A 25,634-nucleotide genomic window follows, 5' to 3' on the forward strand; every position below is an offset into this window, starting at 1 on the left:
GGTTTTCAGGCCTGGTTGAGCTGGGCTTTGAGTAAATCGCGGAAGGTCTGGATCAGGGGTTCGCGGCTGCGGCCCCGGCGCATGATCATCGAGAACGGAGCCTGGTAACCAAAGGTCGCCGGCAGCAGCACCCGCAAATCCCCCTTGTCGGCCCAGGCCTGGGCGTAGTGTTCCGGCAGGTAGCCGATGTAGGCGCCGGACAGCACCAGGATCAGTTGCGCCTCCATACTTTCCACCGTGGCAGCGCTGTGCTTGAAGCCGTGGCGCGCCAGTTCGGCCTGGCTCCAGTAACCACGACCGACCATGCGTTGCTGGGTGATCACTTGCTCGGGGATGCGCCGCTCGTTGAATAACGGGTGGCGGGTGCTGCAATACAGCCAGTGCTGTTCGCGGTACAGCGGCATGTAGATCAGCCCGCTCATGCGGTTGGAGAAGGCGCCGATGGCCAGGTCCAGGCGATTGTCCTGCACCCCCAACTGCAACTCGTAAGGGCTCATCACCGACAGGTGCAAATGCACCGCCGGGTGTTCCTGGCTGTAGGCGCCGATGAGTTCGGCAAACGGCAGGGCCTTGTCGCTGACGGTGGAGTCGAGCACGCCGAGCTTCAGGGTGCCGCGCAACTCGCCTTTCAGCGCAGCGGCGTATTGCTCGAAGCCTTCCAGTTCGCCCAGCAGGCGCAGGGTTTCCTGATGGAACAGCTCGCCCTTGCTGGTGAGGCTGAAACCACCCCGGCCGCGATGGCACAGCACCAGGCCCAACGCGGCTTCAAGTTGGCTCATGTAAGTGCTGATGGCCGAGGTCGACAGGTTGAGTTCGTGCTGGGCATTGGCGAAACCCTGGTGCCGCACGACGCTGACGAAGATGCGCAGGAGTTTCAGGTCGGGCAAGGCGTTGGCCATGGGCTCTCCAGAGGCAAACATAAAACCTGTGGGAGCGGGCTTGCTCGCGAATGCGGTGGATCAATCGAACCCTCCGTGACCGACACACCGTATTCGCGAGCAAGCCCGCTCCCACATTTGAACCGAGTCTACCTCAGGCATTAGTTTAGAAAAATCTGAACTAAGTATTTGCCCCTGCCGATTCTTCCCTTCCCCTGCATTTCGCAGAATCGGCCTCTAATAAACACAACGATGAGGCAATCCCGTGGACAAGATTTTCCACCAACCACTGGGCGGCAACGAAATGCCGCGCTTCGCCGGCATCGCCACCATGATGCGTCTTCCCCATCTGCAATCGGCCAAGGGCCTGGACGCCGCGTTTGTCGGTGTGCCCCTGGACATCGGCACCTCCCTGCGTGCCGGCACCCGTTTCGGGCCGCGGGAAATCCGCGCTGAGTCGGTGATGATCCGCCCTTACAACATGGCCACCGGCGCTGCGCCGTTTGACTCGCTGTCGGTTGCCGACATCGGCGACGTGGCGATCAACACCTTCAACCTGCTGGACGCCGTGCGCATCATCGAAGAAGCCTACGACGAGATACTCGAACACAACGTGATCCCGATGACCCTGGGTGGCGACCACACCATCACCCTGCCGATCCTGCGGGCGATCCACAAGAAACACGGCAAGGTCGGGCTGGTGCACATCGATGCCCACGCTGACGTCAACGACCATATGTTCGGCGAGAAAATCGCCCACGGCACTACCTTCCGCCGCGCGGTGGAAGAAGGCTTGCTGGATTGCGACCGCGTGGTGCAAATCGGCTTGCGTGCCCAGGGCTACACCGCCGAAGACTTCAACTGGAGCCGCAAACAGGGCTTCCGTGTGGTTCAGGCTGAAGAATGCTGGCACCACTCGCTGGCGCCCTTGATGGCTGAAGTGCGCGAGAAAGTTGGCGGCGGCCCGGTGTACCTGAGCTTCGACATCGACGGCATCGACCCGGCCTGGGCGCCTGGCACCGGCACCCCGGAAATCGGTGGCTTGACCACGATCCAGGCGATTGAAATCATCCGCGGCTGCCAAGGCCTGGATCTGATTGGTTGCGATCTGGTAGAAGTTTCGCCGCCGTACGACACCACCGGCAACACCTCGCTGCTGGGCGCCAACCTGCTGTACGAAATGCTCTGCGTACTGCCGGGCGTGGCGCACCGCTGATGAGCGCCCAGGCCGAGGTAATAAAAGCCGCGGCCGACCTGGTGTCGGCCTTCGCCCGCAATGACCGCGCCGCCTACTTCGGCGCGTTCAGTGCCGACGCCAGCTTCGTGTTCTACACCCTCCCCCAGCCGCTGCTGAGTCGCGATGCCTATCAGGTGTTGTGGGACAGCTGGCGCCGGGACGAGGGTTTTGAGGTGCTGTCCTGCACCTCAAGCAACGCTTTCGTCAGCCTGCACGGTGACGTCGCGGTATTTGTGCATGACGTGGCCACCGAGCTGCGCATGAACGGGGAGCAATGCTTTAGCCAGGAACGCGAGACCATTGTCTTCAAGCGACAAGGGGATCGCCCACAACAAAAAGAAGGCCTGTGGCTGGCCTGTCACGAACATTTGTCCGCTATGCCGGAAGGGCTGCCGCCCCATTAGCCAATGTGATCGGAGCAGATCATGAATAATAAAAACAACGAAAACAGTATTCGCAACATAGAAACCAACGGCGTCGAACAAATCCCGGACCACGAACGTACCGCTGGGCCGAAGGATTTGTTTCGCCTGATTTTCGGCGGTGCCAACACCTTCGCCACCGCCGTGCTGGGGAGCTTTCCGGTGCTGTTTGGCTTGTCGTTCCAGGCCGGCGTCTGGGCAATTGTGCTGGGCGTGCTGGTGGGTGCGGTGATCCTGGCGCCCATGGGCCTGTTCGGCCCGCTCAATGGCACCAATAACGCCGTGTCTTCCGGTGCGCACTTTGGTGTGCACGGGCGGATTGTCGGCTCGTTCCTGTCACTGCTGACCGCTATCGCGTTCTTCTCACTGTCGGTGTGGAGTTCAGGCGATGCGCTGGTAGGCGGTGCGAAACGGCTGGTGGGCTTGCCGGAAACCGACTTGACCTTGGGCCTGGCCTACGGCGTGTTCGCCATTCTGGTACTGACGGTGTGCATCTACGGCTTTCGCTTCATGCTGTGGGTCAACCGCATTGCAGTATGGGCGGCGAGCCTGCTGTTCCTGTTGGGCATCTTCGCCTTCGCACCCGCTTTCGACAGTCACTTCGCCGGCACCGTCGCCCTCGGCCAGGCTGGCTTCTGGGCGGCGTTTATCGGTGCGGCACTGGTGGCCATGAGCAACCCGATTTCCTTCGGGGCGTTCCTCGGTGACTGGTCGCGCTACATCCCGCGGGAAACCTCGAAGATGCGGATCATGCTGGCGGTGGTGTTCGCACAGATCGCGACGTTGATCCCGTTCCTGTTCGGCCTGGCCACCGCGACCATCGTGGCGGTCAAGGCACCGGACTATATCGCGGCCAACAACTATGTCGGCGGCCTGCTGGCGGTGGCACCGAGCTGGTTCTTCCTGCCCGTGTGCCTGATCGCGGTGATCGGCGGCATGTCCACCGGCACCACGTCGCTGTATGGCACCGGGCTGGACATGTCCAGCGTGTTCCCGCGGCTGCTGTCCCGGGTCAAGGCGACGCTGCTGATCGGGGTGATGTCGATTGCCTTCATCTTTATCGGACGTTTCGCCGCCAACCTGGTGCAGAGCGTGTCGACCTTCGCCGTGCTGATCATCACCTGCACCACGCCGTGGATGGTGATGATGATCATCGGCCTGATCGTACGCCGGGGCTACTACTGCCCGGACGACCTGCAAGTGTTCACTCGCGGTGAAACCGGCGGGCGCTACTGGTTCAGCCACGGCTGGAACTGGCGCGGCCTGGGGGCCTGGATCCCGAGTGCACTGGTGGGCCTGTGCTTCGTCAACCTGCCGGGACAGTTTGTCGGGCCGCTGGGCAACCTCGCCGACGGCATCGACATCAGCTTGCCGGTAACGCTTGGGCTGGCCTCGCTGGTGTACCTGACGTTGCTTCGCATGTTCCCTGAACCGGCTTCCGTCTACGGGCCGACTGTGGCGAGGGAGCTTGCTCCCGTTCGACTGCGCAGCAGTCGCGAGGCCGCCTGATGAATTGCCTGGAATGGATTGGGGCTGCTGCGCAGCCCAGCGGGAGCAAGCTCCCTCGCCACACAGCCCCCTTTAGCCCCACATAAAAAAGATAATCGGAGACTCGCCGTCATGGCTTTAGATCTATTCGTCGTCCTCATCTACGCCGCCGGCATGCTGGTGCTCGGCTACTACGGCATGCGCCGCGCCAAGACCCATGAAGATTACTTGGTGGCGGGCCGTAACCTCGGCCCTACGCTGTACATGGGCACCATGGCCGCCACCGTACTGGGCGGTGCCTCCACCGTCGGCACTGTACGCTTGGGTTATGTGCATGGTATTTCCGGCTTCTGGCTATGCGCCGCGTTGGGCGCCGGGATCATTGCGCTGAACCTGTTCCTGGCCAAGCCGCTGCTGAAACTGAAAATCTTCACCGTGACCCAGGTCCTGGAGAAACGCTACAACCCCATGGCCCGCCAGGCCAGTGCGGTGATCATGCTGGCCTACGCGCTGATGATCGGCGTGACCTCGATCCTCGCCATCGGCACCGTGCTGCAAGTGCTGTTCGACCTGCCGTTCTGGATCTCGGTGTTGGTGGGCGGTGGCGTGGTGGTGGTGTATTCGACCATCGGCGGCATGTGGTCGCTGACCCTGACCGACATCGTGCAGTTCGTGATCAAGACCGTTGGCCTGATGTTTATCCTGCTGCCGATCTGCCTGTACCGCGTCGGCGGTTGGGACGAACTGGTGGCCAAACTGCCCGCGTCGAATTTCAGCTTCACTGAAATCGGCTGGGACACCATCATCACCTACTTCATGATCTACTTCTTCGGCATCCTGATCGGCCAGGACATCTGGCAACGGGTGTTCACCGCCCGTGACGAAAAGGTCGCCAAGTACGCAGGCACGTTCGCCGGTTTCTACTGCATCCTCTACGGCCTGGCCTGTGCGCTGATCGGCATGGCCGCCCACGTACTGATCCCGGACCTGGACAACGTCAACAACGCGTTCGCCGCCATCGTCAAAGTCTCGTTGCCGGACGGTATCCGCGGCCTGGTAATCGCCGCCGCACTGGCTGCGATGATGTCCACCGCCAGCGCCGGTTTGCTCGCCGCTTCCACCGTACTGACCGAAGACCTGCTGCCACGCCTGCGGGGCGGTAAACAGTCGAGCCTGAAGATCAACCGCCTGTTTACCTTGCTGACCGGTATCGCCGTGCTGGGCATCGCACTGGTGGTAACCGATGTAATCAGCGCACTGACCCTGGCTTACAACCTGTTGGTGGGCGGCATGCTGATCCCGCTGATCGGCGCGATTTTCTGGAAACGCGCGACGACGTCCGGGGCGATCACGTCCATGACCCTGGGTTTTGTGACGGCGCTAGTGTTCATGATCAAGGATGGCTTGGATGCCAACACGCCGATCTACTACAGCCTGGGCGTGGGCCTGGTGAGTTTTGTGGTGGTGAGTTTGCTGTCGCGTCGTCCGGAGGCTGTAGCAGCTCGGGCTATCTGAACGAACAGTTGAAAGAAGCTTTCTTCAGCGGGTGCGACGTCGGATGTCGCACCCGTTTTTTTTCATCCCCACATTGCCGAGACTGCTGGCGCTCTTGCCTGGATGACTTCCTGGACCAAAGACGCCCATACCAATCCCTGGGTTGTGCCTGCGGCATACGTTGCCCCGGCGACAATTCGGTTGTATGCCGACCAATAAACGATTGAAAGTCCATCTGCGATGCCGGGCCTGGCACATTCAATAAGCTGCAAGTCGCCACGTTCGATGGCCATGGTGTAGGACTGTGGAAAGTGCCGAGAGACAGCAGCCAGACACGCCGCCCGTATCTGCTCCTTGTACTGCGGCGTCGAATCGGGCGGAACCTGCCCGCCGGAGACAAGAATGTAGTCCCCGTCCAACCGGCAATTCATGACACCGATTGGCAGATCGTACTGCAGCTTGAGTCCGCGCATTTCGACACCTTCATTGCCAACAGCGCGAAGCTTGAAAAACCAGCCAATGATCGCGACTACTTCGGGCTCCTCTACCCCCATGGCAGTGACGACGAAATGCTCTCTACTCAGATCAGCAATTTGGACCGGGCTTAGGTGCCGGGGCAGGAACTGAACCCCAGAGCGCTGCAATAGCGTCTCTATTTCATCCATAAGATCGCCAAACTCCAGATCGTAGCCAGATACCTCAATAGCCCGACCGACCCCGGGCACTCCATAAGTTGCCTGGAATTGCAGTTGACTGATCTCAGCAAGTTCACGTCCCGGCTTACCACTCGGCCAAGGCCTGTTTTCGATATCACGTTGTTCGCAGATCGCGGTCTCTACGCCGCTGGCGTCGTCCACATAGGCTCGTACAATCCGCGAACGGGCAAATTTTGCCAGCGATGGGTTGTCAGCCAGGAGCTTTTCAAAAAGTTCGATACCTGCACGATTGCACTCGACGGCCAGATACTGATTTCCAGGAGTCAGGTAATCGTTATGCAGCGGCTTTGCAGTCGTCTCCGTTGCTGACAAATGACGCATGTTCACCTGATTATGACTGGCACCATCCCGTTCCTGATTTCCTCCGTAAACCATGACCTGATAATTCGCCAGGCGGAACATCACGGCTTGGAGCAGGCCGTTGATACCTCTGCCAATGATCGACACACGCGGCGCACCGGCCTCTGCCTGTTCAGCGGGGATCATCAATGATTGTGCAAGTTTTCGTCTGACAAGGCCGTGCAAGGCCATCAAGCTCAGTTGCACTGAGACCGCATAGTCGAGGTCGCAATGGCAGGCTTCAGTGGTTGCCGCCTGTGTCGTCAGCGTCGCCGGTTTGTACCATGTGGAGACACTGCAACCGAGCGCTTGTGTGCGCACCCGAAACGCATCCAGTGTCCTGGGCCCGTAGTCCAATACCAGCTGGATTTCTTCGGCCGTTGCCAGGGTCTGCAAAGCGTCATCGCTGAAGACATCTGGCTTGGCGACACAGACCAGGCGAGCTTGTCTGTGGATGCACTGAATGAGGGTCCGATCAATGCGATGCGCGGATTCATCATTCAACGACAAGCATATGGCGACCGCATAGGCACCCTCCAACGCCTCGAGCCAGTCTGTGACAAATGAAACTCTGCAATTGGAAGAGGCTTTCCCGATCTTGTCAGGCACGCGATCGCGCCGTTCCAACACCTTAATCCGAACATCCGGATCTCGATCAAGCAACAACTTAACAAGCTCTTTCCCTACATTACCGTATCCCAGCACGCAGATTTCACGGGGTATGGAGCCATCGGATTGTGTCAGCCAGTGCGCAATATAAGCAGCAACATGCGGCGCGTTAACCCCTGGCGTATTGATCACTCGAATATTGTTAGATTCGCAAAGATCCAGCCGAACTTTATCCAGACTCGCACCTCTGCGGACTAAGTAGAGGTCTCCAAATGGGTGCGATATACGCCATTGAGCAATGATATCTGCATCAATAGTTTGGTCCCCGACAATGATCGTTGACGGGCGCAGGAGACCGATCTGTATGAGCAGAACTTGCTTGGTTAATGTCGGAGGGAAAAACACTACGTTGCTGGGTGCGTCAGCCTTCCAGCCTCTCGATACAGGTGCGATATGTAAAATATTTTCGGTTGTGGCGATGAGTGACGCGGCGACTGGCGGAACGGAAGAGAACACCATAGTTTTGTCTCCAACAATTCTGACTGACTTATGCCCAGGAGAGCGGAATTCAATAAAGTTGGGGGATCGCATAAATGCAAACGATACAAATCTTTTCGTGATGAAACTCAACCTACGCTTGTCTTTAAAATCAAATAAGCCAGCCGACTCTGATAAATAGGTAGTCCAATTCCGACACTTAACGCCAAAGCCTGACTGATGTGCACGAATTCGGAATACTTATCTGTATGACGGTGAAACTATTAAACAATATATTTGAAGAGCTTTTCCTGAGAGCAGGCGCTTCAATCCGAACGATCGTTCAGATCACCCGTTTTTTGCCTGTCCGAGCTAGTGCGTTGCACTTGAAAACATATCGCCGCACTCTTTGCAGGCGAAATATTGCTCCGCCGCAGGGCACGCAATCACACCAATTGCCCCCGCCCTCACCTGCCAAGTGCAAGCGTTCCCGCTGTATTTCAATGTGCCTTCAAGGTAACAAGGCGCCCATTCGTAGTCGTCATGCAACGCTCGGCTATCGATGGTTATGGCGCGCTGGAAAAAGCTCAATACCTGGTTCTGGTCGAGAGGTATGTCGGAGGGTCGGCAACTACCAGGCTCTTGGGACTGGAAGCCGGAGACGGCGATGTCTCCCAAGTTGTTAGAGTCAAACGTGTGCGGCTGTGCGCAACCGGCCAGGAGTGTCAGCAGCGCCGCCAACCAGAGCATGCGTTTCACTTGCGAACCACGCTGGAGCCATGCATCGACATATGACGACTTCCTTCTTCAAGAAAGGCAGAAATATAGAGCGCTGAAATAATCGAGACGACAGAACAACAGGAAATGTCCGACCAGGATACTTCCGCAGTCAGACAGATACGTTTTGTTGGAGTGGCAGAAAAATCACACCTGCAAGCAACACTTCAGGTGACAGGAATACACCCTGGAAATGACCAGCCCGTCAGCGCCCACACGATAAAACCTACAGTCGCGAGAGCGCTTTTCAGGACTTACCTGCGACGCGGGCGACGCTGCTCGTCATCGGTGCGAATTGGCACCGGTTGCAGCGGTGGCTCGATCAAGCCGAGTGCGACGCCGAGGTCGTGCAGCCAGTTTTGCAATTTCTCTTTCATGGTGCCCCCTTGGGGTAGTGCCGAGCGGCTGGAATTCTGTAGCCGCTTCCTACAGATAATAGTCTTAAGTCCTACGTATTGCTTGAACGAAACCACAACGAACTATTACTGAATTGATCAAAATCCTGACGGATCGTTCAAGCAATCGCTCGTCTGTCTGCTTCGGGTACGACGTTGCCCTCTTGCTGCAGGTCAATCCATGCATTGAGATTAGCGCCGAGCATGCCCTTGCGCCACATCAACCAGGTGGTAGCGCTGGCAAAAGGCTCTGCCAACGGATGAATGGACACGCTGTCCTTGCCCGGCAGGCTGTCGAGCATCGATTCAGACATCAATGCCACGCCGGAACCGGCGATCACACAGGCCAGCATGCCTTGGTAGGACTCGATTTCGATGGCCCGGCCCATGGCCACACGGTCGTGGGAAAACCAGGCTTCCAGACGTGCCCGGTAGGAACAGCTGCGTCGGAAAGTGAACACCGAGCGGCCAGCCACATCCTGCGGCCCACGCACGGGCGGATGATCGGCCTCGCAAATCAGCAACAGACGCTCTTCGCACAGCGGCACGCCATCGAGAGTGGCCAGCGCCAGCGGCCCGTCTACGAGGGCGGCATCCAGGCGACCGGTAATCAAACCTTCCAGCAGTTCGCCGCTGGGGGCCGACTGCACCTGCAGGTTCACCATCGGATACGCCTTGTGGTAACGCGCCAGCAGCTTGGGCAAATGAATCGCCGCCGTGCTGTACATGCTGCCCAGCACAAAGTCGCCGGCCGGTTGCCCGCCTTGCACCGCGCCATGGGCTTCGTCGTGCAGGGCCAGCAGGCGCGCGCTGTAGTCCAACAGCACTTTGCCTGCGGGAGAAAGCTGCAAACGTTGGCGCTCGCGTACGAACAGTTCGACGCCGAGCTGTTCTTCCATCTGCTTAAGCCGGGTCGACAAGTTGGACGGCACCCGGTGCAAACGCTCCGCGGCACGGGTGATGGAGCCCTCCTCGGCCACGGCCTGGAAAATCCGCAATTGACTAAACTCCATCACCTTTCTCCAAAACTGAACAAGTTACTCACTATTATTCATTTTTAAAGAAAGTCAATCCGCTTTAGCCTGATGGTTACTCGCTTTGCGTAGGAACCTTGACCATGTCACCGCTGATCCGCTTAATCGCCAGCTTTATCGCCTTGATGATGGCCATGGGCATTGGCCGCTTCGCGCTTACCCCGCAAATGCCGCATTTGCTCAGTGAAGGCCAGATCGACCTGACCGGCGCCGGATTGATCGCGGCGGCCAACTACCTGGGTTATTTCGTCGGGGCGGTGGATTCGATCTTTGCCCGCAGCCATCACCATGTACGCGGACGTTTGTACGGTGGGCTTTGGTTATGTGTGCTGCTGACCCTGGCGTCGTACTGGGCCCACGGGTTCTGGCCGCACCTGCTGTTGCGCTTCGGTACCGGTGTGGCGAGCGCTTGGGCGCTGGTGATGATCACCAGCCTGAGCCAACCGCTGGCCATTGCGGCCGGGCGCCCACGCTTGGGTGCACTGGTGTTTGCCGGACCGGGGCTGGGGATTCTGTTGACCGGGTTGCTGGCGTTGGGCTCCAACCTGCTGGGGCAAAACTCTGCCACTTTATGGCTGGTGTATGGCGTGGTCGCCCTGGTCATGCTGCTGGCAATCCTGCCGTTCCTGCCCAAGCCTTCCGCTGCCAACGCGCCCGTTGCCAGCCACACCGACATGGCCAGCAACGGCAGCATCACACACCTGTGCTGGATCTACGTGTTGTACGGCCTCGGCTACATCATCCCGGCGACGTTCCTGTCACAGATGGCCAGCGCGCAATTCAAAGGCGCCTGGCAAGCAGACCTGTTTTGGCCCTGCTTTGGCCTGGCCGCCGCGATTGGCGTGGTGGTCGCGAGCCTGCGCCGCAAGGACCCGGACACCACCCGCCGCTGGCTGATGACCACCCTTTGGCTGCAAGCGGCCGGGGTGTTTGCCTGCCTGCTGGGCAACGGGTGGGGTCTGGCACTGGGAGTGTTGCTGTGCGGTGGGCCATTCCTGGCGTGCATGCAACTGGTGATGGCGCGCTTGCGTGAGGTCGCCCCCCACGGCTACCAGCGCAGCACCGGGTTGCTGACCGCCAGCTTTGCAATCGGCCAATTGAGCGGGCCGTTGCTGGCGTCGGTCAGCAGCCACCTCAGTGGTGGCCTGCAACCGGCGCTGGTGGTCGCCGGCGCCGGTTTATTAGTGGCGGGCTCGGTACTGGTCAGCCGGCAACCATCGGTGCAGGCGCACGAACCTGTTCACGCCGCGCCAACACCAGGAAAAACAGCCCACCCAGGAAGCAGCCGGTAAACCAGGCGAAGTTGGCCATGCCCTGCAGCGTCGGGGTAAAGGTGATCGCGACGCCCACCAGCGTCGCGGGCACCAGTGCCTTGACCGCCGTCCAGTTCACGCCGCCGTCAAAGTAGTAGCGCCCGCTCGGGCTGTCATCGAACAGCGCGTCCACATCGATCTTCTGCTTTTTGATCAGGTAGAAATCCACCAGCAGGATCCCGAACAACGGCCCGATAAACGCCGCGAGGATGTCGAGGGTGTAGTGGATCATCAACGGGTTGTTGAACAGGTTCCACGGAGTGATGAAGATCGAGGCTACCGCCGCAATCATCCCGCCGGCGCGCCAGCTGATTTTGCTGGGTGCCACGTTGGCAAAATCAAAGGCCGGCGAGACGAAGTTCGCCACGATGTTGATGCCGATGGTCGCGGTGACGAAGGCGAACGCCCCCAGCAGCACAGCCATGTCGTTGTCGATGCGCGAGACGGTAGCAATCGGGTCGTGGAGCATTTCGCCGAACACCGGCAAGGTGCCCGAGACGATCACCACGGTAACCAGGGAGAACGCCAGGAAATTTACCGGCAAGCCCCAGAAGTTTCCGCGACGTACATCCTTCATCGTGCGGCAGTAGCGGCTGAAATCACCGAAATTCAAGGTCGGCCCGGAAAAGTACGAGACCACCAATGCCGTCGCCACGATGATTTGGCCAAACGCCTGCCAGCCTGACAGCGACTTTTCCGCCAGGGTGAAGCTGATATTCGCCCAGCCCGCCTTCCAGACGATCCAGCCGGCCAGGGCAAACATCACCGCATAGACAATGGGCCCCGCCCAGTCGATGAAACGACGGATGGATTCCATGCCGGCCCAGAACACCAGCGCCTGGAGCGTCCACAGGCTGAGGAAACCGAACCAGCCCAGGTACGACAGGCCGGCAAAATGCGGCTCTGCGTATACCGCCATCTGTGGGAAAAAGCGCAGCACCACAATGATCAGTGCGCTGGACGCCAAGTACGTCTGGATTCCGTACCAGGCCACCGCAATCAAGCCGCGAATCACTGCCGGAATATTCGCACCGAATACACCAAAGGCCAGCCGACAGATCACCGGGTACGGTACCGCCGCCTGTTGGCTCGGCTTGGCCACCAGGTTGGCGATCAATTGCACAATGCAGATCCCGGTGAGCAAGGCGATCAATACTTGCCAACTCGCCAGCCCCAGGGCAAACAGGCTGGCGGCGAATACGTAACCGCCGACGCTGTGCACGTCGCTCATCCAGAAGGCGAAGATGTTGTACCAGTTCCACTTTTGCGGCAGCGGTCCCAGGTCCTGGTTGTACAGGCGCGGGCTGTAGCCTTTGGGCAATTGTTCGGTCATCGCAGGGCTCCTCGTAAATACCGGCCTGCCACCCGCGACGGGAGTGCGTACGGGAGGCGGCATGGTTTGTATACGAGTTGATGAGCAGAATGCGTGCCAATGGAATGAAACTCGGCACAATCCCTCTGGCACGCGGGACTATCCGGAGATAGGCAGTGCCGCTTCGCTCAGGGATGGTGCAGATGATTCCTGTACACAATCAATTGTGCACCCTGCGTGCACATTGATAGCCCACGGTGCAGCAAACCGCACTCAGAAAGGTGCCCCAAGCGATGTCCATGACGGCCAGCCCGGCAGACCAGCCTTGCAAGGTCGCCCAATTGCTCAAGTCATAGGTGCCGTAAGCCACTAGCCCGAGCAACGCGCCAAGCCGCGCGGCACGTTGCCAGCCGCCGCTCGCCAAAGCCGGACGCACGACAAACACCAGACAACCGAAGACATAGAGGAGATAGAACGCCACGGCCGGGAACAGCCGCGGCTGATCAAGCATCAGGGGGCCGAGCAGCGCTTTGTAGGTCGGCCCCATAAGGACGCCGAGCCAAAGGCCGTCAAGGATCAGAAAGGCGAGCAAGGTGCCGAGGTAGGCGAAGAGCGTTTTCCTGGACATCGTCGTGACCCTTGTAGGAGCGAGCTTGCTCGCGATGGTCGTCAACGATAACGCGCCCAGTCTGAATGAACACGTTGCCTTGACGTTCTTCGCGAGCAAGAACTAGGCGTCCCCCTCGCTCCTACAAAAGAGCAAACCGCGATCAGCTTAGTTCAATGCGATCCGCGTGGATCACAATGTGACCCTGCTTGTAGAGGGCGCCGATGGCCTTCTTGAAGTTGCCTTTACTGACACCAAACAAACTGCTGATCAGTGCCGGATCGCTTTTATCGCTGACCGGCAGGGTGCCGTTATTGTCACGCAACTTGGCGAGGATCTTAGAGTTCAGGCTGGAGGCCGCTTCTTCACCCACCGGCTGCAGGCTCAGGCTGATATTGCCGTCGGCGCGAATTTCCTTGATGAAGCCTTTCTCTTCCTTGCCCGGGCGCAGGAACTTGAACACTTCGTTCTTGTGGATCAGGCCCCAGTGCTTGTTGTTGATAATGGCCTTGAAGCCCATGTCCGTAGCTTCGGCCACCAGCAAGTCAACTTCCTGGCCGACCTTGTAGGTGGCCGGGGTCTTGTCCAGGTAACGGTCAAGACGCGCGGTGGCGGTGATGCGCTTGGTGTGTTTGTCGAGGTAGACGTGCACCACGCAATATTCACCGGCGGTCAGCTGGCGCTTTTCTTCGGAGTAAGGCAGCAGCAAATCCTTGGGCAGGCCCCAATCGAGGAATACACCGATGCTGTTGACTTCAACCACTTTCAGACTGGCAAATTCACCCACCTGTACTTTTGGTTTTTCGGTGGTCGCGATAAGTTTGTCATCGCTGTCCAGATAAATAAAAACGTTGAGCCAGTCTTCATCTTCACTGGGAATATCTTTGGGGATATAACGGTTGGGCAAGAGGATTTCGCCCTCTTGATCACCATCCAGGTACAAACCAAAGTTAGTGTGTTTAACCACTTGCAAGCTGTTGTAGCGCCCGACTAAAGCCATTTCCAATACCCTCATTGCGTGGGCGGCATTCTACCCGAGTTGACGGCGGCGGTCCCGTGTAGCGGCGCACAGGCCTTAAAAATCACGGGTTTGCCGGGCAGCGCCCCGCTCGTCAGATCAGCCACCTGAATTCTGCCGGTGCCCACGGCCTGTTTTTCCCCTGGGTTTGTAGTTAAAACAGCGAGTTAGGTGACTATTGCAATCACTAATTTCGGACAATTCATAAACCCTCCGTATATTTCAGGGGGATATTTGCCAAGCAATTGTCAAGCATTTCATGTACGATGCATGGCCAAGTTAATTTTCTACAGGTTAGTGGCCGCCATGCGCGTAAAAGCATCCAACAGCAAAGCAAAGCCAGCTCCCGCCGTTGAAACCAGCGAATCGATCAACAGCCAAATTGCTGCATTCCTCAAGCAGGGCGGCGAAATCCAGCAAATTGCCAAAGGCGTAAGCGGCCAGACTTTCGGCCCGTCCAAGCAGATCACCCTGGGTAAAAAGTAATACCGCGCATCACACCTGGTCCCTAAGCGCTTTGCCTTTCAAGGCGCTAGGACTAGAGCCCGTAACACCCCCTGATCCACCCCCTTTAACACCAATCGACGAACGGGCTTCATCTGCGAACCATCGCCGGTATGCTTGCACACGTCTAGATCGGGCATTTGCCTGATATTTCCCGTTACTGCTCCTCGCTTTTCATGGAGTGAAGCATGCTCAAATCCTGCATTTTCCTGGCCGGTGCCTTGTTGGCCAGCCCCCTCGCCGAAGCGCAGGTTTTCCAGCGTGAATTGGGTGACTTCGACCTTAAATTGGGCACCACGCCCAGCCGCAGCATGGCCCAAGGCCTGGTAAAACCCACCGCACCCGGGAGCGACTCGTTCCACGGCGGACTCGACCTGAGCCACGGCAGCGGCCTGTATCTCGGCCAATTCTCACCGAGCATGGGGATTTCCCCTACCAGCAACCTGGAAGTCGACTCCTACCTGGGCTTCAAGCGCCCCTTCGACCAGACCCTGGGTTATGAACTGGGGATGATTCACTACAGCTATCCCAAGCTGAGCCCACTCGACAGCCAGGAGTTCTACGGCGGCCTGACCTTACTGGGCAACCGTTTCGGCGCGTCCTTCAGCAACGACCCGGACCGCCAGGACAGCACCTTGTTTGCCGACCTCGGCGGCACCAAGCCTTTCGGCATCGGCGTCAGCATGAAGTACACCACCCACCAGTTGGGCACCCCGGTGTCGGTTGCCGATGGCAGCTCCATCCGCAGTTTCAGTGATTGGTCGGTGCAATTCTCCCGGCCGTGGATGGGCGTCGACCTGAACCTGATCTACAGCGATTCCAGCCTCAGCGGCGGCGATTGCTCGGCCTACTCCGGACACAACTCGCAATGCGACGGGCTATTGACCTTAAAAGCAGAGCGAGCGTTTTATTGATGAGCTGAACTGTCGCTGCACTGACGGGTTCAGATGCAATAACCTCGTCTGCGCAAGGACTCGCTCATGCTGCGTCGCTTAAAACTACTGGTGATGTTGCTGACCCTCAGCATGGTGCTCGCCGGCTGCAATCGGGTAGGCCTGGCTTATCGGAATCTGGATGTGATCATCCCTTGGACCCTCAGCGACTACCTGGACATGAATGCCGGGCAAAAGAGCTGGTTCAACGACACACTCAAGGAACACCTGGCCTGGCATTGCACCACCCAATTACCGGGTTACCTGGACTGGCTCGACCGCTTGCAACAGATGGTCGACAACAACCAAGTCACCGACGCCGCCCTGCAAACCCGGACCGCCGAGGCCAAGCAAGCCATTGCCGAAAGCGCCCGCGCAATCACGCCATCCGCCGTCGAATTATTGCAGGGGCTGAACGACCAGCAAGTACGGGATATGGAGCAAGCATTCGCCAAGGACCTTCGCAAGCGTCAGGACGAGTACCTGAAACCACCCCTCGAGCAGCAGATCAAGGAACGCGCCGAGCGCATGAACAAGCGCCTCGATACCTGGCTCGGCCCGCTAAGCGCCAGCCAGCAAAATCGCGTCACCGCCTGGTCGATCGCCTTGGGTGAGCAGAACCAACAATGGATTGGCAACCGCGCCCACTGGCAAACGCTCTTTATCGCAGCGGTCAAAGACCGCCACAGCAGCGACTTCCCCCAGAAGATCGAGCAACTGCTGGTAGACCGCGAAAGCCTGTGGACGCCGGAATATCGCCAGGCCTACGCCCAGACCGAAATTGCCGCCCGCAGCCTGGTCGTCGACCTGATGGCTGAAAGCACCGTGCAGCAACGCCAGAAGCTGACACAGAAGATCGACAAGGTGCGCAGCGACTTCAAAGCCCTTAAATGCCTGAAGGCTGGCACCCCGTAGTCATCAGGCAATCTGTGCTTTCGACGCCACTTCATCAAACGTCGCCGGATCCAGCGCATCCGCCTGCTCGTCCAGCACCTGCCGCGGGTGATTATCGCCGGGGATGCTGCTGTCGATCAGGCTCAGCAACTGTGAGCCGCGCGGGGTTAATTTGAAATTCTCACCATTGCCGCACTCTTCCTCTGACCTCGACTCAATAAAGCCGTGCTTGAACAATAACGCCTCGTAATCTGCTGCAAGCTTTTTAAACTCATCGAGATTACCGATGTGCTCTCCGGCGGCAGCTCTTTTAGTCGCTTCCTCTTCGGCATATTTGCGCGGGGCGAAGCTGGCGCCACCGTTCTGTACCTCATGCAGCAATCGTTCGATTAAATCCCAATCGTAAGTCGTCATCCTGATTCCTCCTGAAGGCACACGAAATAGGCCCTTCAAAAGTGTGACATGCCGGACCCATCGTCCGTTCAGCCTAGCGGACAGGCGCAATTTTGCTGAACTTTTCAGCGCTTGCGGCCCTCAACCGAACATCATCGCCATGGAGGTCCGAACAATGAAAACCCTGCTGAATATGGCCGTCGCCGCCACCCTGCTCGCAGCGCTACCCGCGTGGGCCTGCACGCTGGAAGAAGCCACCGCCAAACGTGAGCAACTGGCCAAGGAGGTGACCAAGCTCACCCAACAGAATCCAGAGAAGGCCAAGGAAATCAACGAAGAGCTGCAGAACATGAAGCTGGAAACCGCCAGCGCAGACCTGCCCGACAAGTGCCAACTGATCGACCAGCGCCTCAAGGAAATGGACGAGGCCGCTGCAAAAGCCAAAAACTGAGGCGAAAAAAAACCGGACATCGTCCGGTTTTTTTGTGGCTAAAGCCTTACTCGGCAGCCGGAGCTTCCGGCTTGCGGCGCTTCAGAGGCGCCATGCCATCCTTGCTGACCAACGACAGGTTGTCGGTCTTTGGACGGTTGGCGATCTTGCGCTTGGTCGGCGACTTCGCGCCGGCCTTCTTCTTCTCGCCCTTGGCGTCGACTTTTTTCTTCTTCACGCCAACAGCCTTGCCCGATGCCTTGACCTTCTTCGGCCCGCTGTAAGTGCCTTTGACTTCTTTGATGGTGCGGCGCTCGAACGACTGCTTCAAGTAACGCTCGATGCTCGACATCAGGTTCCAGTCACCATGGCAGATCAGCGAGATCGCCAGGCCATCGTTGCCGGCACGCCCGGTACGACCGATACGGTGTACGTATTCGTCGCCGCTGCGGGGCATATCAAAGTTGATCACCATGTCCAGGCCGTCAACATCCAGGCCGCGGGCGGCAACGTCGGTGGCGACCAGGATCTTCACGCCGCCTTGCTTGAGGCGGTCGATGGCCAGCTTGCGGTCCTTCTGGTCCTTCTCACCGTGCAGGACGAACGCCTTGTACTCCTGAGCCACCAGGCGACCGTAGATGCGGTCGGCCATGGCCCGGGTGTTGGTGAACACGATAGCCTTTTGATAGGTCTCGTTGGCCAGCAACCAGTTGAGGATCTGCTCTTTGTGCACGTTGTGGTCAGCGGTGATGATCTGCTGACGGGTGGTCGAGTTCAGGTCGCTGACGTTGTTGACCTGCAAGTGCTCAGGGTTGTTCAGGATCTTGGCGACCATGTCGCGCAGGGTCGAACCACCGGTGGTGGCCGAGAACAGCATGGTCTGCTGGCGGTTCACGCACTCTTGCACCAGGCGCTGCACGTCGTCGGCAAAGCCCATGTCGAGCATGCGGTCGGCTTCGTCGAGCACCAGGACTTCAACTTCCTTGAGGTCCAGGTTGCCGGCGTTCAGTTGCTCGATCATCCGGCCCGGAGTGCCGATCAGGATATCCGGCACCTTGCGCAGCATGGCGGCCTGGACCTTGAAGTCTTCGCCGCCGGTGATCAGGCCGGACTTGATGAAGGTGAACTGCGAGAAGCGCTCCACTTCCTTCAAGGTCTGCTGGGCCAGTTCGCGGGTTGGCAGCAGGATCAGGGTCTTGATGCTGACGCGGACTTTAGCCGGGCCGATCAGACGGTTAAGAATCGGCAGGACGAAAGCGGCGGTCTTGCCACTCCCGGTTTGAGCCGTCACCCGCAGGTCACGCCCTTCGAGCGCGAGCGGGATGGCCGCTGCTTGCACAGGCGTTGGCTCGACAAATTTAAGCTCGGCCACGGCTTTGAGCAGGCGTTCGTGCAGGGCGAATTGGGAAAACACGGGTGCTACCTCGAAGAAATACAAAAAAACAGCTGCATAGGGTAACGGTTTCGGGCGCTCAGGCCGAGTTTCTTTACGCGAACTGCGTTAATCAGCCGCTTTTTTGTCAGGGAATTTGTCCACAACGACAACTTTGACTGACTTAAATGCTCTAATCGCCCCGTCACGTCCTACAGAAGAATCGCGTTTACCCATGGATATCAAACAGCTCTGGCTCAACGTCAAAGACCTTTGGGGCACCCTCGACGAGCACCCGTTGTTGCATTCCAGCCTGGCGCTGATGGTGTTGCTGGTGGTGGCATTGCTGCTCGGACGAGTGGCTCGGTACCTCATCCTGCACGCCGTCAAGTTGCTGGGCCGGCAACCCGCGCTGCACTGGCTCAACGACCTGCGGCACAATAAAGTCTTCCACCGCCTGGCGCAGATGACGCCGTCACTGGTGATCCAGTTCGGCCTGTACCTGGTGCCGGACCTCAGCAAGACCGCCACCCTGTTCATCGGCAATGTCGCCCTGGCGTTCACCATTCTGTTCATGGTGCTGGCGATCAGTGCACTGCTCAACGCCCTGCTGGATATCTACGCCCGCACCGAACACGCCCGCACCCGCTCGATCAAGGGCTACGTGCAGTTGGCGAAAATGGTGTTGTTCGTGTTTGGCGCAATCATCATCGTCGCCACGCTGATCGACCGCTCGCCGCTGCTGCTGCTTTCCGGTCTGGGTGCAATGTCGGCGGTGATTCTGTTGGTCTACAAGGACACCCTGCTGTCGTTCGTCGCCAGCGTGCAATTGACCAGCAACGACATGCTGCGGGTCGGCGACTGGATCGAAATGCCCCAGGTCGGCGCCGACGGTGACGTAGTGGACATCACCCTGCACACCGTCAAAGTGCAGAATTTCGACAAGACCATCGTCTCGATTCCCACCTGGCGCTTGATGTCCGAGTCGTTCAAGAACTGGCGCGGCATGCAGGCTTCAGGCGGCCGGCGGATCAAGCGCAGCCTGTATATCGACGCCAGCGGCGTGCGTTTCATCCGCGACGACGAAGAGCTGAAGCTCACCCAGGTACACCTGCTGACCGACTACATGAGCCGCAAGAAGGCCGAACTCAACGCCTGGAACGAAGCCCAGGGGAATGTCGCCGCGATGTCGGCCAACCGCCGGCGCATGACCAATATCGGCACGTTCCGCGCGTATGCGTTGGCCTATTTGAAAAGCCATCCGGAAATCCAGCCGAACATGACGTGCATGGTGCGGCAGATGCAGACCACGGCCCAGGGCATTCCGCTGGAGATCTACTGCTTCACCCGCACCACCGCATGGGCCGACTACGAGCGGATCCAGGGCGATATCTTCGATTACCTGCTGGCGGTGCTGCCGGAATTTGGCTTGAGCCTGTACCAGCAGCCGAGTGGCGGTGACTTGCGGGCGGGGATGTTGCCGGCGGTGCTGGGGGCCAGTCATTTGCCGGAGGTTGAAATACGTCATGGTTGACTAGGTCGGCATGCCGTGGCGAGAGGGCCGCTCCCTCGCCACGGAGGCCTCACCACTTCTGCCAAACAAACCCTATGCAGCAAGCCAGGAGCCAAATGGCCCCAAAGTAAAAAGGCCAAGTAACCCAGCACCGGAGACCCCGTGGCACCGAATCCAACTCTTGCTCAGTCACATCTCCACGCCTCACATGGACTTTTGGCAACGTAAAAAAACCGATAATCACGCTCAACCGCATCGTTTTATCAATGGGTTGATTCCTCCCCCAGAATCGCTTGTTACGCTGAACACATTCGTTTTCGCTGAAGTAGCTTTCCAGCTCATCCAGTTTTTTGTACTCGACAAACCAAGTCAGAACCAGGCCAACAAATGGGGTAATGAGTACCAGGATCAAGATGAATAACTTCAGAGACATTGTTACGGCCCTACCGATTCATACAGCAGGTCACCGACCTCTTCTCCGAAGGCCCCCAACTCATTTCCACCGACATAACCGCCAGTTGCTCCTCCCACAATTCCACAAGCAAGCTCGCCCTTCCCTCGAGTAACGATCCCCAAAATCAACTTACAAGCGTAACGTCCAACCTCTGCACCCGCCTTCCCACCCCACGCAGCCCCCGCTACCCCACCCACCAACTTCCCACCCTGCACATACCTTGCCCTGCTGCACTGCGCTTCCCGCCCCTGCATACACGCCTCCTTGATCTCCAAACCCGTCACGCCCACATCCAAGGCCATCCCCACATAAGTCCCCTTGCCCAAAAATTTCGACGTTTCAGCAATACTGCGAATCCGCTGCGTATACCCGACGATTTCACTCTTGTGCAAATAGCTCTTGGTGGAAATCCCCAACACTTTCTTCAGCGACTTATTCGTTTGCAGGCTGGTACCCAACCGCGCCGCGCCTTGCAGTTGAGCATCCAAACGACGGAATAACATTTGCCGCTGCTGGATAAACACATCCTTGTTCAAAGCACCACTCTTCAGTTGCTGATGCAACCGTTCAATCGCTTCCAGCGTGTGCTTGACCTCATCCAAATGCCGCCCCCAGGCAGACGCCGCACTGCCGATGCCAATCGAGCTGTACCCCAGCAAACTTTGCAACAAGTCATAGTTATTGATCACCGCCGCCCCCGCCGATGCGTCCAGTTCCAGATTGCGGCGAATCTCTTGGGCATGGCGCATCAACCACGCATCGTCGGCGGTACACGCCACACCGTAGTCGTCTGGAATGATCACCATCTGTCCCGGCGTTACCAGCAGGTCCTGGCGCAAATGCAGATTCAGCGCATCGAATTGATCGGAGCGTTGCCGATTGGACCCGGTCAGCAACCGGGATTTCAAACTGAGGTAGTCCGTGGTGCGCTCATTGATGTATCCCTGCGCCACAACTTACATCCCTGATGTAATGAATATGGCGTCGGAATATAAGCAGGCGAGTACGCCCGGGACACAAGCCTGGAAAGGCTGAAATCACATTTGGGAAATCACCTACTCAGCAAGTGATCAAGGCCTACAAAAACACCTCGAGTTAACGAGCCAAACTGCCGGACGACGTTATGCCCAGCCGGCTGATCCACACCGCTCCCAGAATCACCAACCCGCCCAGCAGCAACCTGCCCAACGGCTCGTGCTGATTCCAGATCAGCAAATTCAGCAGCAGCCCCACTGGCACATGCAGGTTGTTCATCACCGCCAACGTGCCGCCGTTGACCATGCACGCGCCCTTGTTCCACCAGTACATGCCCAGTGCCGTGCTGACCAGCCCGAGGAACACCAAAACGCCCCATTGCAACGGCGCTTCCGGCAAGAAGTTGGCCTTGCCGAACATCAGGAACGCCGGCAATGCCACCGCCAATGCACCCAGGTAGAAGTAACCAAAACGCCGGTAGTGCGGCAGATCACTCGGATGACGGGCCACCAAGTGCTTATAAAGCACCTGCCCGGCGGCATAGGTGAAGTTGGCCAGTTGCAGCAACAGGAATCCCACGAAGAAGTTCGGGGTGATCTGGTCAAAGCGGATCACCGCCGCTCCCGTCACCGCCACCAATGCGGCCACCAGCGCCCACGGATTGAAGCGGCGGTTCAAGGCGTCTTCGATCAGGGTCACGTGCAACGGCGTGAGGATGGTGAACAGCAACACCTCCGGCACCGTCAGTACTCTGAAGCTCAAATACAGACACACGTAAGTCACGCCAAACTGCAGCGCGCCGATCACCAGCATGCCGCGCATGAACGCCGGTTCTACCGAGCGCCAGCGGGTCAGCGGGATAAACACCAGCCCGGCCAACAGCACGCGCACCAGCACCGCGAAGTAACTGTCGACGTGACCGGCCAGGTATTCGCCGATCAAGCTGAAGGAAAACGCCTGGATCAGCGTCACAACAAGTAGATAGCCCATGCTCGCCTCATTTTGAATGGGCGCGACATTAGCGGTTTTCCGGGCTTTACGAAACTCAAGGCAAAAAAAACCCGACCTCGCTAAAAGCGTCAGTCGGGCGGGAGCACTCAGGAGCAAAAAGTGCAAAGGGAGGTTCGATACGCGTACTTGAAGGGTTGCGTGGAGCTATCTAAACAGCGGGCGATTATCTGACGATTAACATCTCACGCCACTTGGGCGAGCAGTGCCTTGGCCTGGCTCACGCCTTTTTCCTGGAAATCACCGCCCAGATTCACCCCTTCGGCATGAATGAACGTGACGTCGTGGATGCCGATAAAGCCCATGACCTGACGCAGGTACGGTTCCTGGTGGTCGGTGCTGCCGCCAGCATGAATGCCGCCGCGGGCAGTCAGCACAAAGGCGCGCTTGTCGGTCAGCAGGCCCTGGGGGCCGGTGGCGGTGTACTTGAAGGTCACACCGGCACGCAGCACATGGTCGAGCCAGGCTTTCAGAGTGCTGGGAATCGCGAAGTTGTACATCGGCGCAGCCATCACCAACACATCGGCGGCCAGCAGCTCATCGGTCAGTTCGTTGGAGCGATCCAGGGAAGCCTGTTCGAGCGTGCTGCGCTGTTCGGCGGGTTTCATCCAGCCGCCCAGCAGGTTGGCGTCCAAGTGCGGCACGGGGTTGATGGCGAGGTCACGCACGGTGATCTGATCAGCCGGGTGGGCGACCTTCCATTGGCTGACGAATTGTTGGGTCAGTTGGCGGGAGATTGAGTCCTGCTGACGGGCGCTGCTTTCGATGATCAGAACACGGGCCATGATTATGTAAGCTCCATCGGTGAATGCTGTAAGGCGATGGAGTGAAGGTTAATCAGAGCCCGTTCGATTAAAAAGCGTAAAAAATTGCTATAACCCATCTAGAAATTTGTTTATAAGCGGAGTATTGCTGTGGGCATCCTCCGCTTTTGCCTTATTTCGGTGCGCAGGTCAGTTGGATACGCATCTTGATAATGGCCCGGCTGAAATTGACCGTGGTGTTGGTGGTTTTACCCGCCGCAACCGTGACCTTGCGGGTACGCGGGGCTTCCGGGCCATTGGTAAAGCGCACCTTGCACTCCGCATCATTGGGGCCGTAGTTGGTGAGTTGGATCGAACTGATATTGCTGTCGACGTCCGACGCACTGTAATCGATCTTCACGCCCTGAATGTCTTTCGTCACATCGGTACTGAATGCAAACGCACTCAACGGCAGCAGCGCCAGCAGCACACAACAGAATTTTCTCATTCGGCAGTCTCCAATAAGGACCGCCAGCTTAGGACAAGAGGAGCTCATCTTGAAAGCGCCCCGCGTTACCCTCGATCAATGGCGCACCCTGCAAGCCGTGGTCGACCATGGCGGCTTCGCCCAAGCGGCCGAAGCGCTGCACCGCTCGCAATCCTCGGTAAGCTACACCGTGGCCCGCATGCAGGACCAACTCGGTGTGCCGCTGCTGCGCATCGACGGGCGCAAAGCGGTACTGACCGAAGCCGGCGAAGTACTGCTGCGCCGCTCCCGGCAACTGGTGAAAAACGCCAGCCAACTGGAAGACCTGGCCCACCATATGGAACAAGGCTGGGAAGCCGAGGTGCGACTGGTGGTCGATGCCGCTTACCCTAACGCCCGCCTGGTGCGTGCCCTTACCGCCTTTATGCCGCAGAGCCGCGGCTGCCGGGTGCGCCTGCGTGAAGAGGTGCTGTCCGGCGTCGAAGAGCTGTTGATAGACGGCATGGCCGATCTGGCCATCAGCAGCTTTATCATTCCCGGTTACCTGGGCACAGAAATGAGCGACGTCGAATTTGTCGCCGTGGCCCACCCGGAACACCCACTGCATCGGCTGCACCGCGAACTGAGCTTCCAGGACCTGGAAAGCCACATGCAGGTCGTCATCCGCGACTCCGGCCGCCAGCAGCCACGGGACGTCGGCTGGCTCGGCGCCGAGCAGCGCTGGACCGTCGGCAGCCTGCCCACCGCCGCGACCTTCGTCAGCAGCGGCCTGGGCTTCGCCTGGTTACCCCGGCACCTGATCGAACGCGAACTCAAGGAAGGCCTGCTCAAGCTATTGCCCCTGGAACGGGGTGGCAGCCGCAACCCGACCTTCTATCTTTACTCGAACAAGGACAAACCCCTGGGCCCGGCCACGCAGATTCTCGTCGAGTTGCTGCGCACCTTCGACACCGCCCCACTGGACGCGCCGTTCGCCGCACCGCAGCAAGCCTGAACAAGGAGTTCCCATGGCCTATTTCGAACATGAAGGCTGCACCCTGCATTACGAGGAATATGGCCATGGCGCGCCGCTGATCCTGATCCACGGCCTGGGCTCCAGTTGCCTGGATTGGGAGCTGCAAGTGCCCGTGTTGGCGCAGCACTACCGGCTGGTGTTGGTAGACGTGCGCGGTCACGGACGCTCCGACAAACCCCGGGAGCGCTACAGCATCGCGGGCTTCACCGCCGACCTGGTGGCCTTGATCGAACACCTGCAACTGCCCCCGGCCCACGTGGTGGGCCTGTCCATGGGCGGCATGATCGCCTTTCAACTGGCGGTGGATGAGCCGCAAATGCTCAAGAGCCTGTGCATCGTCAACAGTGCGCCCCAGGTCAAGGTTCGCACTGCCGGCGATTATTGGCAGTGGGCCAAGCGCTGGAGCCTGGCACGCGTCCTCAGCCTGAGCACCATCGGCAAAGCCCTGGGCAACATGCTGTTTCCCAAGCCCGAACAAGCCGAACTGCGCCGCAAGATGGCTGAACGCTGGGCAAAAAACGACAAACGTGCTTACCTCGCCAGCTTCGATGCGATTGTTGGCTGGGGCGTACAGGAACAACTTTCGAAAATCTCCTGTCCAACCCTGGTCATCAGCGCCGACCACGACTACACCCCCGTGGCGCAGAAAGAAATCTATGTAAAACTGCTGCCCGATGCGCGGCTGGTGGTGATCGAAGATTCCCGCCATGCCACACCGCTGGATCAACCCGAACACTTCAATAACACCCTGCTCGATTTTCTCAAGACAGTCGAAACCACAACCCAGGATCACTGACC

The 25,634-nt window shown here is 58.6% G+C and carries 25 protein-coding genes; 12 read left to right on the plus strand and 13 right to left on the minus strand.

Annotation, left to right across the window (positions count from 1 at the left end):
* Positions 1–5: 5 nt before the first annotated feature.
* Positions 6–899, minus strand: a complete 894-nt coding sequence (locus AU074_RS11090) for a LysR family transcriptional regulator (RefSeq protein WP_076014766.1) — start codon at positions 897–899, stop codon at positions 6–8.
* A 244-nt stretch (positions 900–1,143) separates the two neighbouring features.
* On the opposite strand from AU074_RS11090, the gene speB reads away from it, so the two are divergent.
* From speB to AU074_RS11110, 4 genes are all read left to right on the plus strand, one after another.
* Positions 1,144–2,094: an agmatinase gene (speB, locus tag AU074_RS11095; protein ID WP_003210733.1), complete on the plus strand. Its 951-nt coding sequence runs from the start codon at positions 1,144–1,146 to the stop codon at positions 2,092–2,094.
* Positions 2,094–2,519, plus strand: a complete 426-nt coding sequence (locus AU074_RS11100) for a nuclear transport factor 2 family protein (protein WP_076014767.1) — start codon at positions 2,094–2,096, stop codon at positions 2,517–2,519. The genes speB and AU074_RS11100 overlap by 1 nt, the downstream gene beginning before the upstream one ends.
* A 21-nt stretch (positions 2,520–2,540) precedes the next feature.
* Positions 2,541–4,046 (plus strand): cytosine permease, encoded by a 1,506-nt coding sequence (locus AU074_RS11105; protein ID WP_076014768.1) that lies wholly within the window; start codon positions 2,541–2,543, stop codon positions 4,044–4,046.
* Between the two features lie 111 nt (positions 4,047–4,157).
* Entirely contained in the window at positions 4,158–5,540 is a 1,383-nt protein-coding gene (locus AU074_RS11110) for a sodium:solute symporter (RefSeq protein WP_076014769.1), read from the plus strand.
* Between the two features lie 62 nt (positions 5,541–5,602).
* Here AU074_RS11110 and AU074_RS11115 read toward each other — a convergent pair whose 3' ends face one another.
* From AU074_RS11115 to AU074_RS11125, 3 genes are all read right to left on the minus strand, one after another.
* The gene (locus AU074_RS11115; RefSeq protein ID WP_076014770.1) at positions 5,603–7,702 is read right to left on the minus strand and encodes an NAD(P)-dependent oxidoreductase; all 2,100 of its coding nucleotides are present in this window, start codon (positions 7,700–7,702) and stop codon (positions 5,603–5,605) included.
* A gap of 989 nt (positions 7,703–8,691) precedes the next feature.
* Positions 8,692–8,814, minus strand: coding sequence for a PA1414 family protein (locus tag AU074_RS34470; RefSeq protein ID WP_003210728.1), 123 nt, complete (start codon positions 8,812–8,814; stop codon positions 8,692–8,694).
* A 137-nt stretch (positions 8,815–8,951) separates the two neighbouring features.
* A complete protein-coding gene (locus AU074_RS11125; RefSeq protein WP_076014772.1) occupies positions 8,952–9,845 on the minus strand; it encodes a LysR family transcriptional regulator in 894 nt (297 codons plus the stop codon).
* A 104-nt stretch (positions 9,846–9,949) separates the two neighbouring features.
* On the opposite strand from AU074_RS11125, the gene AU074_RS11130 reads away from it, so the two are divergent.
* Positions 9,950–11,158 (plus strand): MFS transporter, encoded by a 1,209-nt coding sequence (locus AU074_RS11130; RefSeq protein ID WP_076014773.1) that lies wholly within the window; start codon positions 9,950–9,952, stop codon positions 11,156–11,158.
* Here the strand turns inward: AU074_RS11130 and AU074_RS11135 are convergent.
* The 3 genes from AU074_RS11135 to AU074_RS11145 all read right to left on the minus strand — a co-directional run bounded on the left by AU074_RS11135 (position 11,070) and on the right by AU074_RS11145 (position 14,098).
* Positions 11,070–12,512: an NCS1 family nucleobase:cation symporter-1 gene (locus AU074_RS11135; protein ID WP_076014774.1), complete on the minus strand. Its 1,443-nt coding sequence runs from the start codon at positions 12,510–12,512 to the stop codon at positions 11,070–11,072. The genes AU074_RS11130 and AU074_RS11135 overlap by 89 nt on opposite strands.
* Before the next feature lie 199 nt (positions 12,513–12,711).
* Positions 12,712–13,119, minus strand: coding sequence for a DUF2177 family protein (locus AU074_RS11140; RefSeq protein ID WP_076014824.1), 408 nt, complete (start codon positions 13,117–13,119; stop codon positions 12,712–12,714).
* A gap of 142 nt (positions 13,120–13,261) precedes the next feature.
* The gene (locus AU074_RS11145) at positions 13,262–14,098 is read right to left on the minus strand and encodes a S1 RNA-binding domain-containing protein (RefSeq protein ID WP_076014775.1); all 837 of its coding nucleotides are present in this window, start codon (positions 14,096–14,098) and stop codon (positions 13,262–13,264) included.
* Between the two features lie 324 nt (positions 14,099–14,422).
* Between AU074_RS11145 and AU074_RS11150 the strand changes: the two genes are divergently transcribed.
* The 3 genes from AU074_RS11150 (at position 14,423) to AU074_RS11160 (ending at position 16,467) form a co-directional block, all read left to right on the plus strand.
* Positions 14,423–14,602, plus strand: a complete 180-nt coding sequence (locus tag AU074_RS11150; protein WP_003210722.1) for a hypothetical protein — start codon at positions 14,423–14,425, stop codon at positions 14,600–14,602.
* A 206-nt stretch (positions 14,603–14,808) separates the two neighbouring features.
* Entirely contained in the window at positions 14,809–15,534 is a 726-nt protein-coding gene (locus AU074_RS11155; RefSeq protein ID WP_003210721.1) for a TorF family putative porin, read from the plus strand.
* A gap of 66 nt (positions 15,535–15,600) precedes the next feature.
* Positions 15,601–16,467 carry a DUF6279 family lipoprotein gene (locus AU074_RS11160; RefSeq protein WP_076014776.1) on the plus strand — a complete coding sequence of 289 codons (867 nt, stop codon included), beginning with the start codon at positions 15,601–15,603 and terminating at the stop codon, positions 16,465–16,467.
* 3 nt (positions 16,468–16,470) lie between these two features.
* Here AU074_RS11160 and AU074_RS11165 read toward each other — a convergent pair whose 3' ends face one another.
* Positions 16,471–16,860 (minus strand): transcriptional regulator, encoded by a 390-nt coding sequence (locus tag AU074_RS11165; protein WP_076014777.1) that lies wholly within the window; start codon positions 16,858–16,860, stop codon positions 16,471–16,473.
* A gap of 154 nt (positions 16,861–17,014) precedes the next feature.
* Between AU074_RS11165 and AU074_RS11170 the strand changes: the two genes are divergently transcribed.
* Complete coding sequence (locus AU074_RS11170) at positions 17,015–17,290, plus strand: hypothetical protein (RefSeq protein WP_063032478.1); 276 nt, start codon at positions 17,015–17,017, stop codon at positions 17,288–17,290.
* A 46-nt stretch (positions 17,291–17,336) separates the two neighbouring features.
* Here AU074_RS11170 and AU074_RS11175 read toward each other — a convergent pair whose 3' ends face one another.
* Positions 17,337–18,683, minus strand: a complete 1,347-nt coding sequence (locus AU074_RS11175; RefSeq protein ID WP_076014778.1) for a DEAD/DEAH box helicase — start codon at positions 18,681–18,683, stop codon at positions 17,337–17,339.
* Between the two features lie 193 nt (positions 18,684–18,876).
* Here AU074_RS11175 and AU074_RS11180 point away from each other — a divergent pair, with 193 nt between their 5' ends.
* Entirely contained in the window at positions 18,877–20,175 is a 1,299-nt protein-coding gene (locus AU074_RS11180) for a mechanosensitive ion channel family protein (protein ID WP_076014779.1), read from the plus strand.
* 414 nt (positions 20,176–20,589) lie between these two features.
* Here AU074_RS11180 and AU074_RS11190 read toward each other — a convergent pair whose 3' ends face one another.
* From AU074_RS11190 to AU074_RS11205, 4 genes are all read right to left on the minus strand, one after another.
* On the minus strand, positions 20,590–21,561 hold the full coding sequence (locus AU074_RS11190; protein ID WP_076014781.1) for a hypothetical protein: 972 nt from the start codon (positions 21,559–21,561) through the stop codon (positions 20,590–20,592).
* 142 nt (positions 21,562–21,703) lie between these two features.
* Positions 21,704–22,573, minus strand: a complete 870-nt coding sequence (locus tag AU074_RS11195; RefSeq protein WP_076014782.1) for a carboxylate/amino acid/amine transporter — start codon at positions 22,571–22,573, stop codon at positions 21,704–21,706.
* Positions 22,574–22,776: 203 nt separating this feature from the next.
* The gene (locus AU074_RS11200) at positions 22,777–23,376 is read right to left on the minus strand and encodes an FMN-dependent NADH-azoreductase (RefSeq protein WP_076014783.1); all 600 of its coding nucleotides are present in this window, start codon (positions 23,374–23,376) and stop codon (positions 22,777–22,779) included.
* Positions 23,377–23,527: 151 nt separating this feature from the next.
* The gene (locus AU074_RS11205; RefSeq protein ID WP_026078195.1) at positions 23,528–23,842 is read right to left on the minus strand and encodes a hypothetical protein; all 315 of its coding nucleotides are present in this window, start codon (positions 23,840–23,842) and stop codon (positions 23,528–23,530) included.
* Positions 23,843–23,891: 49 nt separating this feature from the next.
* Between AU074_RS11205 and AU074_RS11210 the strand changes: the two genes are divergently transcribed.
* Together AU074_RS11210 and AU074_RS11215 are read left to right on the plus strand one after the other, a co-directional pair.
* Positions 23,892–24,815: a LysR family transcriptional regulator gene (locus tag AU074_RS11210; protein WP_076014784.1), complete on the plus strand. Its 924-nt coding sequence runs from the start codon at positions 23,892–23,894 to the stop codon at positions 24,813–24,815.
* A 13-nt stretch (positions 24,816–24,828) separates the two neighbouring features.
* Complete coding sequence (locus AU074_RS11215) at positions 24,829–25,632, plus strand: alpha/beta fold hydrolase (protein WP_076014785.1); 804 nt, start codon at positions 24,829–24,831, stop codon at positions 25,630–25,632.
* Positions 25,633–25,634: the final 2 nt, after the last annotated feature.

Source organism: Pseudomonas sp. ATCC PTA-122608, assembly GCF_001952855.1.
In the GTDB taxonomy this organism is placed as follows: domain Bacteria; phylum Pseudomonadota; class Gammaproteobacteria; order Pseudomonadales; family Pseudomonadaceae; genus Aquipseudomonas.